Origin of the sequence: Streptomyces sp. NPDC090077 (genome assembly GCF_044747545.1) — a bacterium.
GTDB lineage: Bacteria > Actinomycetota > Actinomycetes > Streptomycetales > Streptomycetaceae > Streptomyces.
Genome location: NZ_JBIVEG010000006.1, coordinates 305,754 through 329,262, shown reverse-complemented (window position 1 = coordinate 329,262; position 23,509 = coordinate 305,754). Strand labels below are relative to the sequence as shown.

Sequence of the window (23,509 nt, the reverse complement as noted above, 5' to 3'; positions counted from 1 at the left end):
GCCCGGTCCCGGTCCGGACCCCTTCTGTCCGGCCCGCGTGACCCCGGTCACTTTGCTCGGACAAAGCGGACACAATCTTTGTGCACGCGTTCACAAAGACATAGCCTGCATTCGACGGGGCGGTCCTGGGACAAGAGGCCGCCTGCAGCCCCGCTCATCCCGCAGGAGCATCGTGGCAACTGGCCGAACTCACCGACCGGCGACCCGCAGCCGAGGTATTCCCGAGGCCACTGTCGCCCGGCTTCCGCTGTACTTGCGCGCACTCACCGCGCTCTCCGAGCGATCGGTTCCCACGGTGTCCTCCGAGGAGCTCGCGGCCGCCGCCGGAGTCAACTCCGCGAAGCTGCGCAAGGACTTCTCGTACCTCGGTTCCTACGGCACCCGCGGTGTCGGCTACGACGTCGAGTACCTCGTCTACCAGATCTCCCGCGAGCTCGGTCTGACGCAGGACTGGCCGGTCGTCATCGTCGGCATCGGCAACCTCGGCGCCGCCTTGGCCAACTACGGCGGCTTCGCGTCGCGCGGGTTCCGCGTGGCCGCGCTGATCGACGCCGACCCGGCCATGGCCGGCAAGCCGGTGGCCGGCATCCCCGTGCAGCACACCGATGATCTGGAGAAGATCATCGAGGAGAACGGCGTCTCGATCGGCGTCATCGCCACGCCCGCGGGCGCGGCCCAGCAGGTCAGCGAGCGGCTGATCGCCGCCGGCGTGACCTCCATCCTGAACTTCGCGCCGACCGTGCTCTCCGTGCCCGAGGGCGTGGACGTGCGCAAGGTCGACCTGTCCATCGAGCTCCAGATCCTGGCCTTCCACGAGCAGCGCAAGGCCGGCGAGGGCGCCGGCGGCGCCGACGCGGACGCCGAGACCGGGCCCGGCGGGGACGCCGCCGCGGGCGCCGCGCCCGTCGCCGCCGTCGAGCCGCCGGCCGGCCGGGCCGCCGCGGCCGCGCGCAAGGGCGGACCCGAGGGCGACGTGCCGGCGGTGATGCCGGCATGAGCCTGCTCGTCGTAGGCCTGAGCCACCGCAGCGCGCCGGTGAGCGTGCTGGAGCGGGCCTCGCTGTCCGCCGATGCCAAGGTCAAGCTGCTGCACGACACCCTGGCCGCCGAGCCGGCGGCCGAGGCGACCGTACTGGCCACCTGCAACCGCATCGAGCTCTACGCCGACGTGGAGAAGTTCCACGCCGGTGTCGCCGAGCTGTCCACGCTGCTGGCCCAGCACAGCGGGGTCGCGCTGGAGGAGCTCACGCCCTACCTCTACGTGCACTACGAGGACCGGGCGGTGCACCACCTGTTCTCGGTGGCGTGCGGGCTGGACTCGATGGTCGTGGGCGAGGGCCAGATCCTCGGCCAGATCAAGGACGCGCTGGCGCTGGGGCAGGAGCTCCACACGGCGGGCCGCCTGATCAACGACCTCTTCCAGCAGGCGCTGCGCGTCGGCAAGCGGGCGCACTCGGAGACCGGGATCGACCGGGCCGGGCAGTCGCTGGTGACCTTCGGGCTGGAGCAGCTCGCGGTGCACCGGCCGGTGGGCGAGTGGGCCGCCGGGAAGCGGGCGCTGGTGATCGGCGCCGGGTCGATGTCCTCGCTGGCGGCGGCGACGCTGGCGCGGGTGGGCGTCGCCGAGGTGGTCGTGGCGAACCGGACCGCGGAGCGGGCCGAGCGTCTTGCGGAGATTTTGGTTGCCTCGGGCACTGGTGTTGCGGCGCGGGCCGTACCGATGTCCGCCGTGGCGGACGAGCTGGCGTGGGTCGACGTGGTCGTCTCCTGCACCGGGGCCACCGGGCTGGTGCTGACCGGGGACGACGTCGCCGCCGCGCTGGAGGGTGGCCCTGCGGGGCTCGCCCCCACCCCGCCCCTTCCCGAAACCGGGGGCGAGCCCCCGGCCCTCGCGCTGCACGCGGCGGGGCTGGGTGTGGCCGGGGTCTCCGGGGCGGGGACGGCCGTCGGCTTCGCCGCGGCCGTGGACGCCGAGGTCGTGGCGCGGCTCGCCGCGGCTGCGCAGGGCGGGCTGCGGATCGCCGATGCCGGGGCCGTGCGGACGATCCCGGCGCCCGCCGCCGTCGACGCCGACGGGTGCCCCCTCGGGCTCGACGCTCCGGCCGGCGGCGGCCGCTCGGCGCTCGCCGGGGTCGACGCCGGGTCGCTCGAACTGCACGGGACCTGGGCCGACCAGGGCGAGGCCGCCGCGCAGCGGCAGCCGCGCCGGGCGGCGCGGGCGCTGGCCGACGGGGCCGTTCCCGTACGGCTGGCCCTGCTGGACCTGGCCATGCCGCGGGACATCGACGCCGCCGTGCACCGGATCCCGGGCGTGCGGCTCGTCGACATCGAGAGCCTGGCGGAGGCGTCCGCGGACGCGCCGATGGCCGCCGACGTCGACGCCGTGCGCGGGATCGTCGCGGCGGAGGTCGCCGCGTTCGGTGCCGCGCAGCGGGCCGCGCACATCACGCCCACCGTCGTCGCCCTGCGGGCGATGGCCGCCGAGGTCGTCGCCATGGAGGTGGCACGGCTCGACGGACGGGTACCGGACCTCGACGAGCGGCAGCGCGCGGAGGTCACCCAGACCGTGCGCCGCGTCGTCGACAAGCTCCTCCACGCGCCGACCGTGCGCGTCAAGCAGCTCGCGAGCGAGCCCGGCGGCGCCGGGTACGCGGAGGCGCTGCGCGAACTCTTCGACCTCGACCCTCAGACGGTGGCTTCCGTCAGCCGGGCGGACGCGGCCGATCCGATGAACGACGACCCAGGACGGGCATCATGAACACACGTCCCGACCAGCCCCTCAGGCTCGGCACGCGGCGCAGCAAGCTGGCCATGTCCCAGTCCGGGCACGTCGCCGAGGCGGTACGGGCGATCACCGGCCGGCCCGTCGAGCTCGTGGAGATCACGACCTACGGTGACGTGTCCCGCGAGAACCTCGCGCAGATCGGCGGCACCGGCGTGTTCGTCACGGCGCTGCGCGACGCGCTGGTGCGCGGCGAGGTCGACTTCGCGGTGCACTCGCTGAAGGACCTGCCGACGGCGCAGCCCGACGAGCTGGTCATCGCGGCCATGCCGAAGCGCGAGGACCCGCGCGACGCGCTGGTGGCACGTGACGGCCTGACCTTCGAGCAGCTGCCCGACGGGGCCCGCGTGGGTACCGGTTCGCCGCGCCGCATGGCGCAGCTGAACGCCTACGCCCGCAACCTGGGCAAGTCGATCGAGACCGTCGCGATCCGCGGCAACGTCGACACCCGGATCGGTTTCGTGCGCGCCGGCGAGCTCGACGCGGTCGTGCTGGCCGCGGCCGGCCTGAACCGGATCGGCCGTGCCGACGAGGCGACCGACCTGCTGTCGGTCGACAACGTCCTGCCCGCCCCCGGCCAGGGCGCCCTGGCCGTGGAGTGCCTCGCCTCCGACGCGGACCTCATCTCCGCGCTCGGCCGGCTCGACGACCCGCACACGCGGGCCGCCGTGACCGCGGAGCGTGCGCTCCTCGCCGCCCTGGAGGCCGGGTGCAGCGCACCCGTGGGCGCGCTCGCCGACCTTCTGGCCGACGGGCAGATTGTCAATGAAATGCGCCTGCGTGGTGTCGTCGGGACCCTCGACGGTTCGACGCTGGTGCAGCTGTCCACCACCGGTCCCGTGCCCCAGTCGTACGACGAGGCAGTGGCGCTCGGCCGCGAACTCGCGGACGAGATGCTGGCCAAGGGCGCGGCCGGTCTGATGGGGGAGCGATCCCTTTGAACCCCTCAAGCCCCACCACCTCCCCTTACGCGGGCGTTGCCGCCCCCGGGCTCGTCACCTTCCTCGGTGCGGGTCCGGGCGACCCGGGTCTGCTGACGCTGCGCGCCGTGGAGGCGCTCGCCGCCGCGGACGTACTGATCGCGGAGCCCGAGGTGCTGGAGGTCGTACGGACCCATGCGCGCACGGGTGTGGACACGCCACAGCTGACGGTCGCTGACGAAGTGTCAGCAGCCGTCGGTGTCCCGGCGATCCGTACTCCGTCCACCGCCGCGGACGTCGCCAATCTTGTCATGGAGGCCGCGCGCTCCGGCAGGCGGGTCGTCCGTGCGGTGACGGGCGACCCCGGACTGGAGGGGAACGCGGCCGCGGAGATGCTCGCCTGCGCCCACCAGGGCATCCCCTTCGAGGTGGTGCCCGGTGTGGCCACCGCCGTCGGCGTGCCCGCGTACGCGGGTGTTCCGCTGCGCGGGGAGCAGGGCGCGGACGTGCGCTTCGTGGACGCCCGGCACGCCTCGGCGCGCTGCTGGAGCGAGGTCGGCGCCAGCGACTGCGGCGTCGTGGTCTCGGCGACGCTGGAGACGGTCGCGAGCGCGGCCGCCGAGCTGGTGTCGGCGGGCCGCAAGCCGGAGACCCCGCTGACGGTGACCGTCGGCGGTACGACGACCCGGCAGCGGACCTGGAGCGCGACCCTGGGCACCATCGCCCAGGTGTTCAAGCAGGGCAAGGTGCTCCCCTCGCCCGAGGGCTCGCGGCCGGTCATAGCCGTGGTCGGTGAGCAGGGTGCCGCGGCGCGGCGCGAGGAGCTGGCCTGGTTCGAGTCGAAGCCGCTGTTCGGCTGGCGGGTCCTCGTACCGCGTACGAAGGAGCAGGCCGCTTCGCTCTCCGACCAGCTGCGTTCCTACGGTGCGGTGCCGCACGAGGTGCCGACCATCGCGGTGGAGCCGCCGCGCACCCCGCAGCAGATGGAGCGGGCCGTGAAGGGGCTCGTCACCGGACGCTACGAGTGGATCGCCTTCACCTCGGTGAACGCCGTCAAGGCGGTGCGGGAGAAGTTCGAGGAGTACGGGCTCGACGCGCGCGCCTTCGCGGGCATCAAGGTCGCCGCGGTGGGCGAGCAGACCGCGGCCGCGCTGGTGGAGTTCGGCGTGAAGCCGGACCTGGTGCCGAGCGGCGAGCAGTCGGCCGCGGGTCTGCTGGAGGACTGGCCGCCGTACGACCCGGTCTTCGACCCGATCGACCGCGTCTTCCTGCCGCGCGCCGACATCGCCACGGAGACGCTGGTGGCCGGGCTGATAGAGCTGGGCTGGGAGGTCGACGACGTCACGGCCTACCGGACCGTGCGCGCCTCGCCGCCGCCGGCGGACACCCGTGAGGCGATCAAGGGCGGCGGTTTCGACGCCGTGCTCTTCACCTCGTCGTCCACCGTCCGGAACCTGGTCGGCATCGCCGGCAAGCCGCACAACGTGACCGTCATCGCCTGTATCGGGCCGGCGACGGCGAAGACGGCGGAGGAGCACGGGCTGCGCGTGGACGTGCTGTCGCCGGAGCCGAGCGTGGGCAAGCTGGCGGAGGCGCTGGCCGCGTACGGGGAGGCGCGCCGGGAGGCGGCCAAGGCGGCCGGCGAGACGGTGGCCCGCCCGAGCGAGCGCAGGCCGGGCGCGCGGCGCCGTCGCGCGACGTGAGGTTAGTGGTCGGAGGGGCCCGGGAGCGGTGTACGCCCCGGGCCCCTTCGGCGTTTCTGAGTAGCGGGCTGAGTAGCCGTGCGGATTCCGGGGGCGTCCGGTGCGCGGTTGAGTGGGGGCATGACCGAAAACACCGCTGCCGCGCTTCCCGACACCCGTGACCGCAGGGCCTTCCTGGCGCCGCTGCTCTCCACGGTGGTGACCGTGCCGATGGGGCTGCTGTCGCTGTTCTACGCGGGGATCTCGCCGATGGCCTGCGACTCCTGCGGCGGGGAGGTCGCCGACGCCTTCGACGCGAGCTTCAACACGGCCTGGCCGGTGTTCCTGGGCGGCCTGGTCGTGGTCCTCGTGGTGCTGCTCGCCTCCTGGTTCCTGCCGTGGCGGCGCCGCAACTCCGGGCGGCGCGTGGTGCTCGCCCTCGTCGCGCCGGGTGCGGTCCTGTTCAACACCGCCGTCTTCTACGGGCTGGTGGACTGGCCGGCCTGAGGAACGCACCGGGCCCTGCGCGGGCGGGGCGGGGGCGGGCTCTACGCTGGGTGGTGACTGCTGTCGAAGCTCGAAAAGGCGACCAGAAGATGAGCACGTACGGATCCTTCCCCGGCTCGCGGCCCCGCCGGCTGCGCACCACCCCGGCGATGCGGCGGATGGTCGCCGAGTACCGGCTGCACCCCTCGGACCTGATCCTGCCGGCGTTCGTCCGCGAGGGCATCAGCGAGCCGCTGGCGATCTCGGCGATGCCGGGCGTGGTGCAGCACACCCGGGACACGCTGCGGAAGGCCGCCGTGGAGGCGGTCGAGGCGGGCGTCGCGGGGATCATGCTCTTCGGCGTCCCGGCGGACGAGAACAAGGACGCGCTGGGCACGGCGGGCACGGAGCCGGACGGCATCCTCCAGGTCGCGATCCGCGACGTGAAGGCCGAGGTCGGCGACGACCTGGTGATCATGTCGGACCTGTGCCTGGACGAGTACACCGACCACGGCCACTGCGGGGTCCTGGACGAGCACGGCCGCGTCGACAACGACGCGACGCTGGAGCGGTACGCGGAGATGGCGCAGGTCCAGGCCGACGCGGGCGTCCACGTGGTGGGCCCGAGCGGGATGATGGACGGCCAGGTCGGCGTGATCCGCGACGCGCTGGACGAGACGGGCCACGAGGACGTCGCGGTCCTGGCCTACACGGCGAAGTACTCCTCCGCCTTCTACGGGCCCTTCCGCGAGGCCGTCGCCTCCTCCCTCCAGGGCGACCGCAAGACCTACCAGCAGGACCCGGCGAACGCCCGCGAGTCGCTGCGGGAGCTGGCGCTGGACCTGGAGGAGGGCGCCGACATGGTCATGGTGAAGCCGGCCGGCCCCTACCTGGACATCCTGCACCGGGTCGCCGAGGCCGTGGACGTGCCGGTGGCGGCGTACCAGATCAGCGGCGAGTACGCGATGGTCGAGGCGGCCGCGGAGAAGGGCTGGATCGAGCGCGACCGGGCGATCATGGAGACGCTGCTCGGCATCAAGCGGGCGGGCGCGGACACGATCCTGACGTACTGGGCGACCGAGGTCGCGGGCTGGCTGCGCGCCGAGCGCTAGAGCGTGCACGCCGCGCGGGGCGGGCGCACCCTGGAGGGGTAGTCCGACCGTGGAGGTGATCCCGCATGGCCACGCTCGCCGGATGGCACGTGGAGCTGGAGTTCACCGAGGACGGCCACCGCACCAATGCGGCGGCCCTGCTCAGGCTCGGTGACGGCTGCGAGATGAGGGCGCGCGGCTACGCCATGCGGCATCCCTCCGACCCGGAGCAGCTGCGGGTCGGCGAGGAGATCGCGGGCTCGCGGGCCCTCATGGACCTCGCGTCGCAGCTCTTGCAGAAGGCGCACACGGAGATCGACGAGGTCTCGGGCAAGCACTCGTACCCGCTGACCCGCTGACCGCTCCGGTCCGCCGGGAAGGGCCCGTGCCGGAGATCCGGCGCGGGCCCTTCCCGCGTTCAGCGGGTGCGGTGGCGGAACAGGGCCGCCGCGAGGGTGAGGGCCACGGCGGTGATGCCCGCGCACCAGGCCAGTGCCGTCCACGGGGTGTCGCCGGCGGGCTGGTCCAGCAGCAGGGCCCGCAGGGATTCGATGACCGGGGTCAGCGGCTGGTGCCCGGCGAAGCCGTGCAGCCAGGACGGCATGGTGTCGATGGGGACGAAGGCGCTGGAGGGGTAGGGCAGGAACATCATCAGGAAGGTGAACCCGCCCGCCGCCTCGGGGGTCTTGGCCAGCAGCCCCAGAGCCGCCGCGAGCCAGGAGATCGCGGTGATGTACGCGACGAGCAGTCCGGCGGCGGCCGGCAGCGCGAGCGGTCCGCCCGAGGGCCGGAAGCCGATGGCGAGGGCGACCAGCAGCACCAGGGTGGTGGAGAGCAGGTTCCGTACGACCGAGGCCGCGACGTGCCCGGCCAGGATGGCCACGCCCCCGACGTCGAGGGAGCGCAGGCGGTCGACGATGCCCTTGCTCATGTCGTCGGCCACGCTCACGGCCGTGCTCGCCGCGCCGAAGCCCGCGCACAGCAGCATCGCCCCGGGGACCACGTAGGTCACGTACTCGGTGCCGGTGTCGATGGCCCCGCCGAAGAAGTAGACGAAGATCAGCATCAGCATGACCGGCAGCATCAGGGCGGCGATCAGGGCGTCCGGGCTGCGCCGGCTGATGCGCAGGCTGCGCCCGGTCATGGTGAGGGCGGTGGCGGTCATCGGGCTGCTCCCGTCAGGGCGAGGAAGACGTCGTCGAGGGTGGCGGTGCGCACGGCGAAGCGGGCGACGGCGGTGCGGTCGGGGTCGAGTTCGTCGAGCATGGCCCGCACCTGGGCGGCGGAGCCGTCGGTGGCCAGGCCCAGCGTCAGTTCGTCGGGGGCGTGGTGCACGGCGCGGGCGGCGAGCGCCTCGTAGGCCGTGCGGCTGGTCAGGGTGAGGTCGAGGCGGTGCCCGGCGACGCGGCCCTTCAGCTCGGCGGGGGTGCCCTCGGCGGTGATCCGGCCGGAGTCGAGGACGGTGACCCGGTCGGCGAGCCGGTCGGCCTCCTCCAGGTACTGGGTGGTGAGCAGGACGGTGGTTCCGTCGGCGCGCATCTCCCGTACGACGTCCCAGAGTTCGAGGCGGCTGCGGGGGTCGAGCCCGGTGGTGGGCTCGTCGAGGAAGAGCACCTCGGGGCCGCCGACGAGGCTGGCGGCGAGGTCCAGGCGGCGCCGCATCCCGCCGGAGTAGGTCTTGGTGAGCGCGCCCGCGACCTCCGTCAGGCCGAAGCGCTCCAGGAGTTCGCCGGCCCGGGTGCCGGCGTCGCGGGCGGAGAGCCCGGCGAGCCGGCCGGTCATGCGGAGGGTCTCGATGCCGGTCTGGAGGTCGTCCAGGGCGGCGAACTGCCCGGTCAGCGCGATCCGTTCGCGTACGCGGGCCCGCTCGCCGGCGATGTCGTGCCCGGCGACGCGCGCGGTCCCGGAGTCGGGCGCGGTGAGGGTGGCGAGGATGCGGACGGTGGTGGTCTTGCCCGCCCCGTTGGGCCCGAGGAGGGCCAGGACGGAGCCGCGGGGGACGGCCAGGTCGAGGCCGTCGAGGACGCGGGTGCCGTCGTAGGACTTGGTCAGGGCTCGGGCGTACAGGGCGTGATCGTTCACGGCTCATCCCTTCTGCGTATGGGTTACGCGCTTCTGTGTAAGTAATACACAGAACTAGGATGTGGGTCAAAGAGACGCGAAGGGAGGGGTGGCCGTGCCGAAGGGCGAACCGGATGAAACCGGCCTTCCGCTGAGCCTGCAGATGGCCTGGGGCCTGCGTGAACGCCCCTCCAAGGGGCCCCGCCCGACCCTCACCCTCCCGAAGATCGTCGACGCGGCCGTCGCACTGGCCGCCGGAGAGGGCATGGACGCCGTCTCCATGGGCCGCGTGGCCAAGGAGCTCGGCGTCTCGACGATGTCCCTCTACCGCTACGTCACGGCGAAGGAAGAGCTGTACATCCTGATGTCCGAGGCGGGCGTCGGCACCCCGCCGCCACTGCCGCCCGAGGCGGAGGGGTGGGACTGGCGGACCCTGCTGACGGACTGGGCCTACGCCCAGCGCACCCTGCTGATGACGAAGCCGTGGATCCTGCGCATCCCGCTCGCGGCCCCGCCGGCCTCACCGAACCAGCTGGCCTGGATGGAACGCGGCCTCGCCTCCATGGCCGGCACGGTCCTGGCCGAGGGCGAGAAGCTCTCGGCGATCATCCTGATCGGCGGGCTCGTCCGGAACGAGGCCACCATGGCCGCCGACATGATGGACGCGATCATCAAGGGCGGCCTCCCCCCGGACCAGGTCATGGGCCGCTACGTGAACTCCCTGCGCCTGCTCACCGCCCCCGACACCCACCCGGCCCTCACGCGGCTCCTGTCCTCGGACGCCTTCACCGGCGCGGGCGAACCCGACTTCCAGTTCCGCTTCGGCCTCGACCGCATCCTCGACGGCCTGGCCCGCCTGATCGCCGAACGCGAGGCTCGGGAGGCCCCGCCGAGCGCGTAGGCGCGTACGGGTGCACGCTGGAAGCCAGCGGCCACGGAGGTGATCGCCATGAAGGATGCCGTCGGATGGCACGTCGACATGAAGTTCGACGAGGACAGCGAACGCACCCGCGCCGCCGCCCTCGTCCGGCTGCCGGACGGGAGCGAGCTGCGCTCTCACGGCTACGCCAGCCGTCACCCCAGTGACGGCAACCAGCCCAGGGTGGGCGAGGAGCTCGCGGCGGCGCGCGCGCTCAACGATCTGAAGGAGCAGCTGCTCACCAAGGCGCACGACGAGATCGACGCGGCGTCGGGACGCACGTCGTACCCGATCACGCGCTGACCCAGCCGGTGAGCGCCGCCCAGCTGGCGGGCCCGAGGTCGAGGACGGGACCGTCCTCGACCTTGGAGTCCCGGACGTGGACGGTGGCGGGGGTGGTGGCGACCTCTACGCAGTCGCCGCCGTTCGCTCCGCTGTAGGAGGACTTTCGCCAGGCAATGGCCACTTCGAGGCACTGGCCGCCATCGCTGCCGCTGTAGCTGGACTTGAACCACCTGAGTGTGGTGCTCATAGCTCTCCTAGCAGGCGCTCCAACAGGCCTCGCGTCTGCTCGGTATTGAGGGCCTGTGTTCGCAGCATTGCATACCGGCGGGCCAGGATGCTGACCTCGCTCGGGTCTGAGATGAGCCGACTGCCTCGCTGGCCTTCGGAGTAGCCGAAGTGCTGGTGGTCGTGCGTCTCCAGAAGCGTGAAGGGGCCGTCGAGGGCTGCGTGTTTGCCCTGTTCGAGGGGCATCACCTGGAGGGAGACGTCTGCGAGTTCCGCGCAGGCGATCAAGTGCCGAAGCTGTTCCTCGTACGCCTCCTGGCCGCCGATCCCATGGAGGACGACCGGCTCCCAAACGACGAAGCTGAGCGTCGGCGGGGTCTTGCGGCGCAGTATCTCCTGGCGCGCCATGCGGTCGGCGGTGAGTGCCTCGATCTCCTCCTCCTGATATGCGGGCACACGGCACTTGAAGACTGCCCGGGCGTACGCCTCTGTCTGGAGCAGGCCCGGCACGACCTGGTTGTCGTACCAGGACAGGGTGACCGCAGTGAACTCGCGGTCCATGTACTCCTCGGCCCAAGGGGGCGTTGTATCGAAGGCCGGCATTTCGTTCGCGGCGACTGCGAGGGTGCCCGGCAGGCCCAAGTGCTGGTCCAGCAGCTCGGCGACGTGCGGCATGAGGGCGCGGCGACCCTGCTCGATGGAGGCGATGGTCTCTTCGTCCACCTGGATCCGGGCGGCGAGTTCCCTCTGGGTCAGGCCTTTGGCGGCCCTGGCGGTGGCGACCTGTCGGCCGACCATCTTCATGGTCGTCGCGTTCGCGCGCGGGCGCTTCTTTGGCGGCATGGCGATGGACTCCCCACCTGTGCACGTGGACTACCCCGTGCCGACCCGTACTCATTGGAGAGTACGGGTCGGCGCAGTGTTACACGCTAGTCACAGCGCGCGATCGTCGTCCCGTGAATCTAAATACTCAACCCGGCCTGATGCGCGAGCGGTCGTTCCCCCGGGCCTTCCACACAGTGGCAGCGGCACGGGCGTTCGCCCGCGAGACGCTTGCCGCCTGGTACGTCACCGACCGCCCGGCGGACATCGTGCTCTGCGTCAGCGAGCTGGCCACCAACGCCCTCCGCCACGGCGTCCCGCGCGGCCGCACGTACCGCCTCCGCCTCCTGAACTTCGGCTGCTGCCTGCGCGTCGAGGTGCACGACAGCGGGCCCGGGCGGTCGCGGATCCTCGGGCGGCCGCACGGGAACGGGCTGCGGATCGTCGGGGCCGTCTCCGACCTGTGGGGCGTCCTCCCGCGCTCGCCCGGCAAGGTCGTATGGGCCGAATTCCGGTCCGGGGACTGCTAGTTTCGGCTGATCGGAAGGTATGGCCGTAGGGGGAGCAATGTCGCGTCCGTGGCGATGGGTCGTGGTGGTCGTGGCCACCGGGCTCGGGTTCCTGATCGCCTTCAAGTTCGGGCAGTGGGACCCCTTCGGCCTGTTCCCCGAGAAGGACTCCGACCGCGTCTCCGCCGCCGGCGGCTTCGGCGGGGCCATGGCCGCCGTGATCGCCCTCGTCGGCGGCTGGTGGGCCGGCGGCTCGGGCGCCGGCTCCTTCAACCAGCGCGCCCGGGCCTCCGGCACCTCGCAGATCACCCAGCACGGCAGCGGTGCCGGCTCCGGCGGGGTCAATCAGGACGCCCGCGCGGACGGAGACTCCCGCATCGACCAGCGCCACGGCGGTGAGGCCGAGGAGCAGCCCTCGTGACGGCCGAGCAGCACGCCAGGGCGAGTGGCAACGCCCGCATCGAGCAGCGGATCACCTACGCGGCCGGGGCCGGCCCCGCGCCCCGGGCCGGGCTCGGACTGCCCGAGGCGCCTCCTGCCCTCGTCGGGCGGGACGGGCCGATGGAGGAACTGCTGGCCCTCCTCGCCGACGGCGGGCCCACGGTCGCCGTTGTCTCGGGCCTGGCCGGGGTCGGCAAGAGCGCGCTCGCCGTGGCGACGGCGCACCGGGCGGCGGAACGGGGCTGGTTCGGGGACCGGGTGTTCCACCTACGCCTGCGCGGCTACGCCCCCGGCGGTGGCGTGAGCGGGCCCGAGGCGGTGCGGGAGATGCTGCGGCAGCTCGGGATCCGGGACGCGGACACGCCGGAGTCCCAGGACGGCCGGGCGGCGCTCTACCGGGGGCTGCTGGCGGAGCACGCGCGGGCGGGGGAGCGGGTGCTGATCGTCGCCGACGACGCGGGCGAAGTCGCCCAGGTCCGGGACCTCGTACCGGCGCACCCCGGACACCGGCTCCTCGTCACCTCCCGGCACCGGCTCGTGCACCGGGACTTCGCCGCGCAGGTCGTGACCCTGGACGCGCTGGCGCCCGAACCGGCCGCCGCACTCCTCACCGGGGCGGTCCTGCGCACCTGGCCGAAGGACCCCCGCCCGGCGGCGGAACCGGAAGCCCTCGCGGAGGTCGCGGAGCAGTGCGGACGGCTGCCACTGGCCCTCACGGTCGCCGGGGCACTGCTGGCGGGCGATCCGGGGCTCCCCGTAACGGAGCTGGCGGCCCAACTGGCCGATGCACGGACCCGGCTGTCCACGCTGGACTCCGATCTGGACGACGGCGTCCGGGCCGCCTTCGACCTCTCGTACGGCTGGCTCCCGCCCGACCAGGCCCGCGTCTTCCGCCTGCTGGCGGTGAACCCGGGCCCGGACTGCTCCATGACCTACGCCGCGCTGCTGGCCGGCGAGCGATTCGCCGGCCTGCGGCCGAAGCTGGCGGCGCTCGTACGGGCCTCCCTGCTGGCCGAGGAACCGGTCGGCTCGGGCCGCTGGCGGATGCACGACCTGGTCCGGCTGTACGCGCGGGAACGCGGCGAGGAGTGCGCGGAGCAGGACGGCCGGGAGGCGGCGGTCGACACCCTGCTGGGATACCTGGTCCTCCAGGCCGAACTGGCGCGGCAGGTGCTCGCTCTGGACACGCGGCCGGCGGCAGGGCCGGATCTGCCGTCGCCGGAGGAGGCCCGGCACTGGATCGGCGCCGAACGCGCCCTGCTGGTCGCCTCCGTGGGCTTCGCCGTCGAGACCGGGCGGCCGGAGGCGGCCGTCGAACTGGGTTCGCGCTTGCTGTCGTACCTGCAGATCTACCACTACGGACAGGACGCGCTGACGGTGGCGCGCAGGCTCCTCATGGCCGCGGAGGGCAGCGGGAGCGCCGAGGAGGTCGGCGGGCGGCTGTACGACCTCGGCCTCGCGCTCCTGTCGGTGGACGAGCCGGAGGAGGCCGAGAGGGTTCTCACGCGGGCCCTGGCGGTGTTCCGGGAGAAGTCCCTGCGGATGCTGGAGGGCAAGGCCCTGAACCAGCTGGGCAGCGTGTGCGCGGCGGCGGGGCGGTGGGCGGAGGCGGAACGGCTGAAGCGGGAGGCCCTGGCGATCCTCCGGGAAGAGGGGATCCGTCATGCGGAGGGCACCGTACTGTCGGGCCTCGCCCGGATCTACGAACAGACGGGACGCCCGGACGACGCCATCGCGACCATGCGGCAGTCGGTCTCCCTGATGGAAGCCCTGGACGACCCGCACCGCGAGGTGTCCGCACTGAACTCCCTCGCCGACGTGCTCTGGCGGGCCGGACGGCGGGAGGAGTCCACGGCCGTACGGGAGCGGGCGGTCGACACCCATGCGGAGTTCGGCAACCGCAAGCAGTCGGCACGGATGCTGTCCGCGCTCGCGCAGTCGCTGGTGGACCTCGGGAGGGACCAGGACGCCGAGCGGCGGTACGAGGAGGCCCTTGCCGTCGTCACGGAAGAGGGCGACCTGCACAGGCAGGGGATGATCCTGGGCAACCTGGGCCTGCTCCACGGCCGTGCGGAGCGGCTGGACCGGGCGCGGGAGCTGCTGGAGCGGGCCTGCGTGCTCCTCGCGGAGGTGGGGGACCGGAGCAGCGAGGCGGCCTTCGCCGGTGCGCTGGCGCTGACGCTGCACGCCCTGGACCGCCCGGCGGAGGCCGCCGGTGCCTTCGAGCGGGCGGCGGAGCTGCACGCGGGGCTCGGCGACGCCGAACAGGAGTCGGTGGCGCGGGCGGCCGCCGACGGGCTGCGGGGGCAGCCGGACCCTCCCCGCCGCCGGTGGCGGCGCAGGCGGGCCCGTCAGTCGCCCCCGCCGCCCCCGCAGGACGCGTCGCCGCCCCTCGCGTGAAGGGCGGCGCGCGTCCACAGGCTGGGGGCGAACCCTAGGACGGGTCCTCCTGCATCGACGCCGTGATGACGGAGAACGCCCCGCCCTGCGGGTCGGCCAGGACCGCCATGCGGCCCGCGACCATGTCGAACGCCGGGGCCAGGACCGTCGCGCCGGCGCGCACGGCGGCGGCCTGGACCTCGTCCACGCTGTCCACGTGGAAGTACGCCTGCCAGTGCGGCGGCACGCCCGGCGGCATCTTGCTCATGTCCATCATCCCGCCCACCGCGCGCCCGGCGACCTGGAACTCGACGTAGTCCTCGGCGCCCTCCATCTCGGACCGCGCCGTCGTCACCGGCAGGATCGACGAGTAGAACGCCGACGCCCCCGCCAGGTCGGGCGTCGTCAGCTCGTTCCAGATCAGCGCGCCGTGCTCGTTGACGATGCCCGCACCGTCGAACGTGCCCGGCTGCCACAGGCCGACGACGGCGCCCGTCGGGTCGGCGATCACGGCCATCCGGCCGAGGTCCATGACGTCCATCGGGCCCATCATGACCGTGCCGCCCGCGTCGGTGACGGACTTGACCGTCGAGTCGATGCCGTCCGTGGACAGGTACGTCGTCCACACCGTCGGCGGCAGCGGGTCCGGCACCGTCCCGTCCGGGTTCATCGCCTTCATGATCCCGGCGACCGGCTTCCCCTTGAGGGTGCAGACGGCGTAGCCGCCCGTCTCCGGCGGGCCGACCTCGCCCTGCCACCCGAAGAGGTCGCAGTAGAAGTCGAGCGCCGCCTGCTGGTCGGGAACCATCAGGTCGATCCAGCACGGGGTGCCGGGCTTGTAGGGGCCGTTCATGTCGGGCACGGATGCCTCCGTCGGTGGTGCTGGGGCTGGACGGGCCATCCCCTACCCGGCCCCAGCACCCGAAATCGGTCCGTACGGGTGACTCCCCGCCGCCCCGTGCAGCGCCCTGACACACCGAAGAGGCCCAGCCCCGGGGGAACGTTCCCCGGGACGCGCGTCATGCCGGCCTACTGCCAGAACAGCTCTTCCACCACGATCTGGGGCTCGGCCACCCGGGGCAGGAAGGTGAACCGGACCCAACCGCGGTTGCTGTCGAAGTACGCGATGTGCGGGCCCCGGGGGACGGTGGAGCGGGCGGGCTCCACGCCGTCCCCGCGGTACGGGTGGCGGGCGGTGAGCAGTTCGAAGACGGTCTCCCGGAGCGCCTCGCGGACCTCGTCCGAGAGGCTGAGCCGGTACTTGTCGGCGTCCTGGGTGTAGTCCACGGCCCAGGGTGGGCCGGTGAACTCCTCGCTCACTCGCCGGGCTCCAGCCCGCGCAGTCCGTGCCGGATGCGGGAGGCCTCGTCGAGGAGCTTGCGGGCCGTTTCGGCGTCGGTGGCGGCTGCGGCCCGCGCTTCCAGCCCGGCCACGTGCCGGTCGAGTCCCGGGTCGCGCGCAAGGGCGTACTCGCCCCACCAGCGGGCCATGAACGCGGGGACGGGCCCGATGTCGTACGCATCGGCGATCTGCCGCCGCCAGGCGGCGTCGAAGTCCGGGAGCAGTGCCGGGGCGTGAGCGGCTATGGCGGCGCGCAGGGCCTTCGGCGTGTACTCCGGCATCGGCGGCACGGACCCGCCGGGCGAGGGCGTCGCGGTCGTCATTTCCGGTTCCTCCTCGGATCGGACGCCTTCCACCCTAGTCCTCGGGGTCCCGGCCGGGCCGGGAAACGCGACGGCCCCCGGTGCGGGTGCGCCGGGGGCCGTCGGGCGGTGCATCAGGGCGTCAGAGCTTCTCGGGGGTCCGGATCCCGAGGAGCGCCATGCCCTTGGTCAGGGTGCGGGCGGTCAGGTCGCACAGGAACAGGCGGTTCTCGACCTGCTCCGGGGTGTCGGCCTTCAGGACCGGGCACTCGGCGTAGAACGTCGTGTACAGCGACGCCAGCTGGTACAGGTACGCGGCCAGCTTGTGCGGGGCGTACTCCTCCGCCGCCTCCGCGATCAGCGCGCCGAAGCCGTCCAGGTGCAGGCCCAGGGCCCGCTCCGAGGCGGTCAGCTCCAGCTCGGGGTGCGCGGCCGGCCGGGCCTCGCCCGCCTTGCGCAGGATCGACTGGATGCGCGCGTACGCGTACTGGAGGTACACCGACGTGTCACCGGTCAGCGACACCATCTGGTCCAGGTCGAACTTGTAGTCGCGCGCGGCGGAGGTGGAGAGGTCCGCGTACTTCACCGCGCCGATGCCCACCTGGGCGCCGCGCTCGGCGATCTCCTCCTCCGTCAGGTCCTGGGCCTTCTCGCGGACGACCGCGGCGGCCCGGTCCACCGCCTCGTCCAGCAGGTCCACCAGCCGGACCGTCTCGCCCTCACGGGTCTTGAACGGCTTGCCGTCCTTGCCGAGGACCGTGCCGAAGGCCAGCTGCACGGCCTTGACGTCGTCGTTCAGCCAGCCGGCCCGGCGGGCCGTCTCGAAGACCATCTTGAAGTGCAGCGACTGCCGCGCGTCCACCACGTAGATCAGGCTGGTGGCCGCGAGGTCGGAGACGCGGTTGCGGATCGCCGAGAGGTCGGTCGCGGCGTAGCCGAAGCCGCCGTCGGACTTCTGGACGATCAGCGGGGTCGGGTTGCCGTCCGGGCCCTTGTACTCGTCGAAGAACACGCACAGCGCGCCGTTCGAGCGGACGGCGACGCCCGACTCCTCCAGCAGCTTGCACGTCTCGACCAGCATGTCGTTGTAGCCGGACTCGCCGACGACGTCGGGGTCCTGGATGTCCATGTCCAGCTTGTTGAAGACGGAGTAGAAGTAGATCTTCGACTCGTCGACGAAGCGCTGCCACAGCTCCAGGGTCTGCGGGTCGCCCGCCTGGAGGTCCACCACCCGGGCCCGGGCCCGCGTCTTGAACTCCTCGTCGGAGTCGAAGAGGGCGCGCGAGGCCTTGTAGAGGCGGTTGAGGTTGGACATGGCCTCCTCGCCGGAGGCCTCCTCGTCGCCGCCCTTGTGGTCCAGCTCGTGCGGGTGCTCCAGCAGGTACTGGATGAGCATGCCGAACTGGGTGCCCCAGTCGCCGATGTGGTGGCGGCGGATCACCTTCTCGCCGGTGAACTCCAGGATCTCCACCATCGCCGCGCCGATCACCGCGGACCGCAGGTGGCCGACGTGCATCTCCTTGGCCACGTTCGGCTGCGCGTAGTCGATCACCGTGGTGCCGGCGGACGCGTTCAGCGCCACGCCGAGCCGGTCGTCGGCCGCGCGGGCGGCCAGCGTCCTGATGATCGCCTCGTCGGAGACGGTGATGTTGAGGAAGCCGGGGCCGGAGACCTCGACGTCCTTGATCACGCCGCCCTTGTCCAGGCCTTCCAGCACGGTCGCGGCCAGCTCGCGCGGGTTGGCCTTCGCCTTCTTCGCGAGCGCCAGGATGCCGTTGGCCTGGAAGTCGGCCCGGTCGCTACGTCGCAGCAGCGGGTCGGCGGCACCGGCCTCCGGCAGGGCGGAGACGAGGGCGTCCGAGACGCGCTGTTCGACGGAAGAAGCGAGGGAAGGGACCGAGGCCATGAGCTGCCGTTCCTGTGAGGTTGCACGTGCGCGTGCGCTTGGTTGTTCCGACAAGTGCCGAGTATCCCACGCGGAGGGTGCCCGCTTCCCGGTATATGGCGGCGCGTATCGAGGGGTGGAAGCAACCCCGGACCGGCCCCTTCCGTCTGGGAGAATGGCCATAGCCAGCATTCGAGATAGAAGGACGTGTCGTGGCTCAGAGCGCGCAGGGCAGCAGCACAGAGACCGACTGGGTCTCCCGTTTCGCGGACGAGGTCATCGCCGAGGCGGAGCGCCGGGCCCCGGGCAAAACGATCGTCGTCGCGTCCGGACTCTCCCCTTCCGGCCCGATCCACCTGGGCAACCTGCGCGAGGTCATGACCCCGCACCTGGTCGCGGACGAGATCCGCCGCCGGGGCCACGAGGTCCGCCACCTCATCTCCTGGGACGACTACGACCGCTACCGCAAGGTCCCCAAGGGCATCCCCGGCGTCTCCGAGGAATCCCACGCCCAGCACATCGGCCGCCCGCTGACCGCCGTGCCCGCCCCCGAGGGCTCCTCGTACCCGAACTGGGCCGAGCACTTCAAGGCCGCCATGGTCGACTCCCTCGCCGAGCTGGGCGTCGAGTACGACCCCATCAGCCAGACCGAGCAGTACACCAACGGCGCCTACCGCGAGCAGATCCTGTTCGCGATGAAGCACCGCGGCGACATCGACGCCGTCCTCGACCAGTACCGCACCAAGCAGAAGCCGGGCGGCAAGAAGCCCCAGCAGAAGCCCCTCGACGAGGCCGAGATCGAGGCCGCCGAGGGCTCCGGCGCCGCCGGCGAGGACGACGGCAGCGCCGAGGGCGCCGAGTACTTCCCGTACAAGCCGTACTGCGGCGCGTGCAACAAGGACTTCACCAAGGTCACCGCCTACGACGACACGACCACCGAGCTGACCTACGTCTGCACGGAGGACGAGTTCACCGAGACCGTCAAGCTGTCCGAGTTCAACCGCGGCAAGCTGGTCTGGAAGGTCGACTGGCCCATGCGCTGGGCCTACGAGGGCGTCACCTTCGAGCCCTCCGGCGTCGACCACTCCTCCCCGGGCTCCTCCTTCCAGGTCGGCGGCCAGATCGTCGGCCTCTTCGGCGGCGAGCAGCCCATCGGCCCCATGTACGCCTTCGTCGGCATCTCCGGCATGGCCAAGATGTCCTCCAGCAAGGGCGGCGTCCCCACCCCGGCCGACGCGCTGAAGATCATGGAGCCGCAACTGCTGCGCTGGCTGTACGCGCGCCGCCGCCCCAACCAGTCCTTCAAGATCGCCTTCGACCAGGAGATCCAGCGCCTCTACGACGAGTGGGACAAGCTGGAGGCCAAGGTCGCCGACGGCTCCGTGCTCCCGGCCGACGCCGCCGCACACGCCCGCGCCGTGCGCGTCGCCTCCCACGAGCTGCCCCGCACCCCGCGCCCGATGCCGTACCGCACCCTCGCGTCGGTCGTCGACATCACCGCCGGGCACGACGAGCAGACCCTGCGCATCCTCTCCGACCTGGACCCGTCGCAGCCGCTGACCTCCCTCGACGCGGTCCGCCCGCGCCTGGACCGCGCCGAGAACTGGATCACCACCCAGGTCCCGGCCGACCAGCGCACCCTGGTCCGCGAGGACGCCGACACCGAGCTGCTGTCCTCCCTCGACGAGGCCGGCCGCGAGTCCCTGCGGCTCCTGCTGGAAGGCCTCGACTCGCACTGGTCGCTGGACGGGCTCACCACCCTCGTCTACGGCGTGCCCAAGGTGATGGCCGGGCTGGAGCCCGACGCCAAGCCGACGCCGGAGCTGAAGGTCGCCCAGCGCGAGTTCTTCGCCCTGCTCTACCGCCTCCTCGTGACCCGGGAGACCGGCCCGCGCCTGCCCACGCTGCTCCTGGCCGTCGGCGCCGAGCGCGTGCGCAAGCTGCTCGCCGCCTGATCCCGCACCGACACCGGGACGCGGAAGGGCCCGCACCCCTCGGGGGTGCGGGCCCTTCCGCATGCGTGCGCGCCGTACCGGCTACGCGATGTGCTCGCTCTCCAGATCACGCTGGTAGCGCTGCTTCAGCCCCGGCATCAGCCGCTTGAGCTCGGCCTCGCTGCGCGGGTCCGTCTCCCCGAGACGGGCGGACAGGTGCTTGTCCAGCTCGTCCGGCTCCGGGAACTGGGAGTACTTGTCGATGTACGCCCGGAACACCTCGTACGCGGCCTCCGCGAACTTCTCCTCCTCGGCGTCCCCGTCCTCCTGCACCGGCTGCCCCAGCTCCAGCTGTTCGGGCTGCTCGGGCTGCTCCGGCCCACGGTCCTCCGGGCCCGCCGGGGCCATCGCCGGGGTCGGCTCCGGGCCCTCGACGCGGGGGTCGTAGTCGCCCTCGTACGCCGCCTGCGGCGCCCGCGGCCCGGCGAACCAGGCGCTGTCGTGCGCGGCCGGCATGGCCGTCGGGTCCACCGCGAAGGGCGCGGGGGCGTGGGACTGGCGGGGCTGCGCGGCCCGGTCCCGGCCCTCCCGCTGCTCGGGAACCTCCGGCGCGGAGCTGCCGCCGGACCCGTCGGCGGGCGCCGGGGCGGAGGCCTGCGCCGGGGCGGGAACGGGCACCGCCTGGGACGGCACCGCCGCGGGAGCGCCTCCCGCGGCCCCGGGCCCCGCCGGCAGGGCAGCGGCGGCATGGGCGTGGGCCTCCGGAGCCGGCAGCACCGCCCCCGCGGCGACGGCCGGAGCCGTCACGACCGCCGGAGGCAGCAGCACCGGGTCGATGCCCGCCGCCGCCAGCCCCTCGGGGGCCGTCTGCGACAGCGGCACGCCGATCCGGGCCAGCCGCAGCGGCATCAGCGCCTCCACCGGCGCCTTGCGCCGCCACGCCCGCCCGTACCGGGCCTGGAGCCGCGCCTGGTAGATCAGCCGGTCCTGCTCCATGCCGACGGCCTGCTCGTAGGAGCGCAGCTCCCACAGCTTCATCCGGCGCCACAGCTTGAAGGTCGGCACGGGGGAGAGGAGCCAGCGGGTGATCCGCACCCCCTCCATGTGCCGGTCCGCGGTGATGTCCGCGATCCGGCCCACCGCGTGCCGGGCGGCCTCGACCGTGACCACGAACAGCACCGGGATCACCGCGTGCATGCCCACGCCCAGCGGGTCCGGCCAGGCCGCCGCGCCGTTGAACGCGATCGTCGCCGCCGTCAGCAGCCACGCCGTCTGGCGCAGCAGGGGGAACGGGATGCGGATCCACGTCAGCAGCAGGTCCAGCGCCAGCAGCACGCAGATGCCCGCGTCGATGCCGATCGGGAACACCAGCGAGAAGCTGCCGAAGCCTTTCTTCAAAGCCAGCGCGCGCACCGCGGCGTACGAACCCGCGAAACCGATCGCCGCGATGACCACGGCTCCGGCGACCACGACACCGATGAGTATCCGGTGCGTACGAGTCAGCTGCATCGCGGCCACCCGCGGTCCCCTCCCCTTAGTCGAGCTACGGCAGGCACAGCGTACGGGTGACTCCGCGTCACCCGCGCCCTAGGCCCCCTCTTGTCGGAGGAGTCGCTGCTACGAGTCCGACGACGGCGAAGCGGAAGCCGAAGCGGAACCCGACGGAGCCGCGCCCTCACCGGTGTTGGCGGCGCCGACCGCGGCGACCGCCTCCTTGGCCGCGGTGATCGCGTCCTGGAGCAGCTTGGCCTGGTCGGGGGCGCCGGCGCCCTCGTAGGCGGCACCGTTGTAGTCGACGGTGATGACCACGTTCTGGGCCCGGGCGACGACCGAGTTGTTCACGAAGTCGACGTCCTTCTTCACACCGAAGGACACGGAGGTGGCGGCGTCGCCGACGCCCCCGGCCTGCTCGGTCTTCACGTCGTGCGCGCCCTCGGCGGTCTTCGCCAGCTCGATCTGCTTGGCGTACTGGTCCTCCGCGCGCTTGTTGCCGCTGCCGAGGGAGGCGTGCGAGTCGTAGCGGACCAGGGAGACGGAGAGCCAGCGGTACTGCGAGCCCTTCACGCCGTCCGTCTTGAGGCCGTTCCAGGAGCAGCTGGCACGGTTGGACAGGTCGTTCGACTTGGCCGCCGTGCCGTTCTTGTCCTTCGCCTCCGGGACGAGCGACTCGATGCTCTTGCCGGTCACCGCCTTGCACGGGTCCGGCAGCTTCGCGAACGCCACCTTCTCCAGCGGGGCCGCGGACTTCGAGCCCGACTTGGCGGGCGCGGAGGCTTCGGACTTCTTGCCGGAGTCCTTGGAACCCGAGGACTTGTCCGAGTCGGAGGAGCATCCGGCGACGGTGAGGATCACCGGGACGGCTGCGCAGGCGAGGACGCGGGTGAGGCGCGAGGCTGATCGGTGCATGGTTCCTTCAGACGTTGGGGTCTTCTTCGGGGCGCGTTGCGGGCGCGGGACCCGAGCAACGGTAGCCCGATCGGGTGGCCGGATGCTGTGCGCGCCGTCACGCGGGGCGTGCGCGCCCCCTCCGGGCGGCGCCGTCACTCGCTGAAGCGCTCGGCCAGGGCCTGCGCCAACTGGCGCGCCTTCTCCTGCGTTTCCGCACTCGGGGGGACCGCGCCCGGTCCGGACGGCTGGACGCTGTACTCGACGGTGACCAGGACGTTCGAGGTGCGGAACACGATCCGCACCGTCCGCGTCTGGGCGCCGGCGGCGCCGGCCGCGCCGAGCTTGTCGTCCAGGAACGCCTCGCTGCCGAGCCCCTCCAGGACGCGCGAGCCGAGCTCGGGCGGAGCGGTCGGGGAGACGGGTGCGGAGGGCTGCCCGGACGGCTGCGCGGACTGCGAAGCGGAACCGGGAGCGGAGGGCGCCGGGGAGGGCGCGGCGCTGCCGCCGGGGGAGGCCGCGGGGGGTGCGCCGGGCGGCGTACTCGTATTCGTACCGTTACCGGCGCCGGGGGCCGGGCTCCCCGACGGCGCGGGGAAGGGCAGTTTGGCGTCGGTCAGCCGGCGCACGTAGACCTGGCGGGCCTTGTCGTCGTCGCTCGTCGCGCCGCGGTCGTACGAGACCACGCGCTCGAAGGTGACGGACAGCAGCAGGTTCCCCTCGGGCGCCTGCGCGTTCCAGCGGCAGCCGACGTGCCGGTCCCCGTCGTACGAGGGGTCCGCGGTCCCGGCGTAGAGCCGGTCGCGCTGCTCGGTGGTGAGGGAGTCGGCGGCCGGGAGCATGGCCTTGAGCCGCTTGGGGTCGGCGGCCTTGCAGGGCTGTGGCAGGCTGCGGTACTTACCGGGCTGTGCGGGCGCGGCCGTGCTCCCGCCGCCCTTCTGGTCGCTGGTCCCGATGCCGCTGCCGTCGGTGCATCCGGTGAGCCCGGCCGCTCCGGCCACGAGCGCGGTGAGCATCGCGATGCCCGGCAGGACTCGGCGACGACGCACCGGCGTCCGGTG

24 protein-coding genes are annotated in these 23,509 nt (G+C 72.7%); 13 read left to right on the top strand and 11 right to left on the bottom strand.

Annotated features, from left to right (window positions below; translation table 11 throughout):
- Positions 1–172: 172 nt before the first annotated feature.
- From ACIPW5_RS13980 to ACIPW5_RS13950, 7 genes are all read left to right on the top strand, one after another.
- Positions 173–997, top strand: coding sequence for a redox-sensing transcriptional repressor Rex (locus tag ACIPW5_RS13980; protein WP_401244346.1), 825 nt, complete (start codon positions 173–175; stop codon positions 995–997).
- Entirely contained in the window at positions 994–2,757 is a 1,764-nt protein-coding gene (locus ACIPW5_RS13975; RefSeq protein WP_401244344.1) for a glutamyl-tRNA reductase, read from the top strand. Before ACIPW5_RS13980 ends, ACIPW5_RS13975 begins: the two co-directional genes overlap by 4 nt.
- Positions 2,754–3,722, top strand: coding sequence for a hydroxymethylbilane synthase (hemC, locus tag ACIPW5_RS13970; protein WP_401244342.1), 969 nt, complete (start codon positions 2,754–2,756; stop codon positions 3,720–3,722). Before ACIPW5_RS13975 ends, hemC begins: the two co-directional genes overlap by 4 nt.
- A complete protein-coding gene (locus ACIPW5_RS13965; protein WP_401244340.1) occupies positions 3,719–5,404 on the top strand; it encodes a uroporphyrinogen-III synthase in 1,686 nt (561 codons plus the stop codon). Before hemC ends, ACIPW5_RS13965 begins: the two co-directional genes overlap by 4 nt.
- A gap of 120 nt (positions 5,405–5,524) precedes the next feature.
- Positions 5,525–5,890, top strand: coding sequence for a hypothetical protein (locus ACIPW5_RS13960; RefSeq protein ID WP_401244339.1), 366 nt, complete (start codon positions 5,525–5,527; stop codon positions 5,888–5,890).
- Positions 5,891–5,979: 89 nt separating this feature from the next.
- Positions 5,980–6,981 (top strand): porphobilinogen synthase, encoded by a 1,002-nt coding sequence (gene hemB, locus ACIPW5_RS13955; RefSeq protein ID WP_401244337.1) that lies wholly within the window; start codon positions 5,980–5,982, stop codon positions 6,979–6,981.
- Positions 6,982–7,046: 65 nt separating this feature from the next.
- Positions 7,047–7,319 (top strand): DUF1876 domain-containing protein, encoded by a 273-nt coding sequence (locus ACIPW5_RS13950; RefSeq protein ID WP_401244335.1) that lies wholly within the window; start codon positions 7,047–7,049, stop codon positions 7,317–7,319.
- A 59-nt stretch (positions 7,320–7,378) separates the two neighbouring features.
- On the opposite strand, the gene ACIPW5_RS13945 is transcribed toward ACIPW5_RS13950, so the two are convergent.
- Positions 7,379–8,125 (bottom strand): ABC transporter permease, encoded by a 747-nt coding sequence (locus ACIPW5_RS13945; RefSeq protein ID WP_401244333.1) that lies wholly within the window; start codon positions 8,123–8,125, stop codon positions 7,379–7,381.
- Positions 8,122–9,042 carry an ATP-binding cassette domain-containing protein gene (locus tag ACIPW5_RS13940; protein ID WP_401244331.1) on the bottom strand — a complete coding sequence of 307 codons (921 nt, stop codon included), beginning with the start codon at positions 9,040–9,042 and terminating at the stop codon, positions 8,122–8,124. The genes ACIPW5_RS13945 and ACIPW5_RS13940 overlap by 4 nt, the downstream gene beginning before the upstream one ends.
- A 94-nt stretch (positions 9,043–9,136) precedes the next feature.
- Here ACIPW5_RS13940 and ACIPW5_RS13935 point away from each other — a divergent pair, with 94 nt between their 5' ends.
- A complete protein-coding gene (locus ACIPW5_RS13935; protein WP_401244329.1) occupies positions 9,137–9,922 on the top strand; it encodes a TetR/AcrR family transcriptional regulator in 786 nt (261 codons plus the stop codon).
- Positions 9,923–9,970: 48 nt separating this feature from the next.
- On the top strand, positions 9,971–10,243 hold the full coding sequence (locus ACIPW5_RS13930) for a DUF1876 domain-containing protein (RefSeq protein ID WP_401244327.1): 273 nt from the start codon (positions 9,971–9,973) through the stop codon (positions 10,241–10,243).
- On the opposite strand, the gene ACIPW5_RS13925 is transcribed toward ACIPW5_RS13930, so the two are convergent.
- Positions 10,233–10,472, bottom strand: a complete 240-nt coding sequence (locus ACIPW5_RS13925) for a DUF397 domain-containing protein (protein ID WP_401244326.1) — start codon at positions 10,470–10,472, stop codon at positions 10,233–10,235. The genes ACIPW5_RS13930 and ACIPW5_RS13925 overlap by 11 nt on opposite strands.
- Entirely contained in the window at positions 10,469–11,293 is an 825-nt protein-coding gene (locus tag ACIPW5_RS13920; protein ID WP_401244324.1) for a Scr1 family TA system antitoxin-like transcriptional regulator, read from the bottom strand. Before ACIPW5_RS13920 ends, ACIPW5_RS13925 begins: the two co-directional genes overlap by 4 nt.
- 140 nt (positions 11,294–11,433) lie before the next feature.
- On the opposite strand from ACIPW5_RS13920, the gene ACIPW5_RS13915 reads away from it, so the two are divergent.
- The 3 genes from ACIPW5_RS13915 to ACIPW5_RS13905 are packed head-to-tail and all read left to right on the top strand — an operon-like array spanning position 11,434 to position 14,622.
- Positions 11,434–11,802: an ATP-binding protein gene (locus ACIPW5_RS13915; RefSeq protein ID WP_401244322.1), complete on the top strand. Its 369-nt coding sequence runs from the start codon at positions 11,434–11,436 to the stop codon at positions 11,800–11,802.
- A gap of 37 nt (positions 11,803–11,839) precedes the next feature.
- The gene (locus ACIPW5_RS13910) at positions 11,840–12,202 is read left to right on the top strand and encodes a hypothetical protein (protein WP_401244320.1); all 363 of its coding nucleotides are present in this window, start codon (positions 11,840–11,842) and stop codon (positions 12,200–12,202) included.
- Positions 12,199–14,622, top strand: coding sequence for an ATP-binding protein (locus ACIPW5_RS13905; RefSeq protein ID WP_401244318.1), 2,424 nt, complete (start codon positions 12,199–12,201; stop codon positions 14,620–14,622). Before ACIPW5_RS13910 ends, ACIPW5_RS13905 begins: the two co-directional genes overlap by 4 nt.
- Positions 14,623–14,656: 34 nt before the next feature.
- Here ACIPW5_RS13905 and ACIPW5_RS13900 read toward each other — a convergent pair whose 3' ends face one another.
- The 4 genes from ACIPW5_RS13900 to argS form a co-directional block, all read right to left on the bottom strand.
- Positions 14,657–15,454 carry a VOC family protein gene (locus ACIPW5_RS13900; RefSeq protein ID WP_401244396.1) on the bottom strand — a complete coding sequence of 266 codons (798 nt, stop codon included), beginning with the start codon at positions 15,452–15,454 and terminating at the stop codon, positions 14,657–14,659.
- Positions 15,455–15,630: 176 nt separating this feature from the next.
- Positions 15,631–15,921 carry a hypothetical protein gene (locus tag ACIPW5_RS13895; protein ID WP_401244317.1) on the bottom strand — a complete coding sequence of 97 codons (291 nt, stop codon included), beginning with the start codon at positions 15,919–15,921 and terminating at the stop codon, positions 15,631–15,633.
- The gene (locus tag ACIPW5_RS13890) at positions 15,918–16,265 is read right to left on the bottom strand and encodes a DUF6247 family protein (RefSeq protein ID WP_401244315.1); all 348 of its coding nucleotides are present in this window, start codon (positions 16,263–16,265) and stop codon (positions 15,918–15,920) included. Before ACIPW5_RS13890 ends, ACIPW5_RS13895 begins: the two co-directional genes overlap by 4 nt.
- 121 nt (positions 16,266–16,386) lie before the next feature.
- Positions 16,387–18,150, bottom strand: coding sequence for an arginine--tRNA ligase (gene argS, locus ACIPW5_RS13885; protein ID WP_401244313.1), 1,764 nt, complete (start codon positions 18,148–18,150; stop codon positions 16,387–16,389).
- A gap of 191 nt (positions 18,151–18,341) precedes the next feature.
- On the opposite strand from argS, the gene lysS reads away from it, so the two are divergent.
- Positions 18,342–20,084, top strand: a complete 1,743-nt coding sequence (lysS, locus tag ACIPW5_RS13880; RefSeq protein WP_401244312.1) for a lysine--tRNA ligase — start codon at positions 18,342–18,344, stop codon at positions 20,082–20,084.
- Positions 20,085–20,165: 81 nt separating this feature from the next.
- Here the strand turns inward: lysS and ACIPW5_RS13875 are convergent, their stop codons facing one another.
- From ACIPW5_RS13875 to ACIPW5_RS13865, 3 genes are all read right to left on the bottom strand, one after another.
- On the bottom strand, positions 20,166–21,581 hold the full coding sequence (locus tag ACIPW5_RS13875; protein WP_401244310.1) for a DUF2637 domain-containing protein: 1,416 nt from the start codon (positions 21,579–21,581) through the stop codon (positions 20,166–20,168).
- A gap of 99 nt (positions 21,582–21,680) precedes the next feature.
- Positions 21,681–22,469: a DUF3558 family protein gene (locus ACIPW5_RS13870; RefSeq protein ID WP_401244309.1), complete on the bottom strand. Its 789-nt coding sequence runs from the start codon at positions 22,467–22,469 to the stop codon at positions 21,681–21,683.
- Positions 22,470–22,603: 134 nt separating this feature from the next.
- Entirely contained in the window at positions 22,604–23,497 is an 894-nt protein-coding gene (locus ACIPW5_RS13865) for a hypothetical protein (RefSeq protein ID WP_401244307.1), read from the bottom strand.
- Between the last annotated feature and the right edge of the window lie 12 nt (positions 23,498–23,509).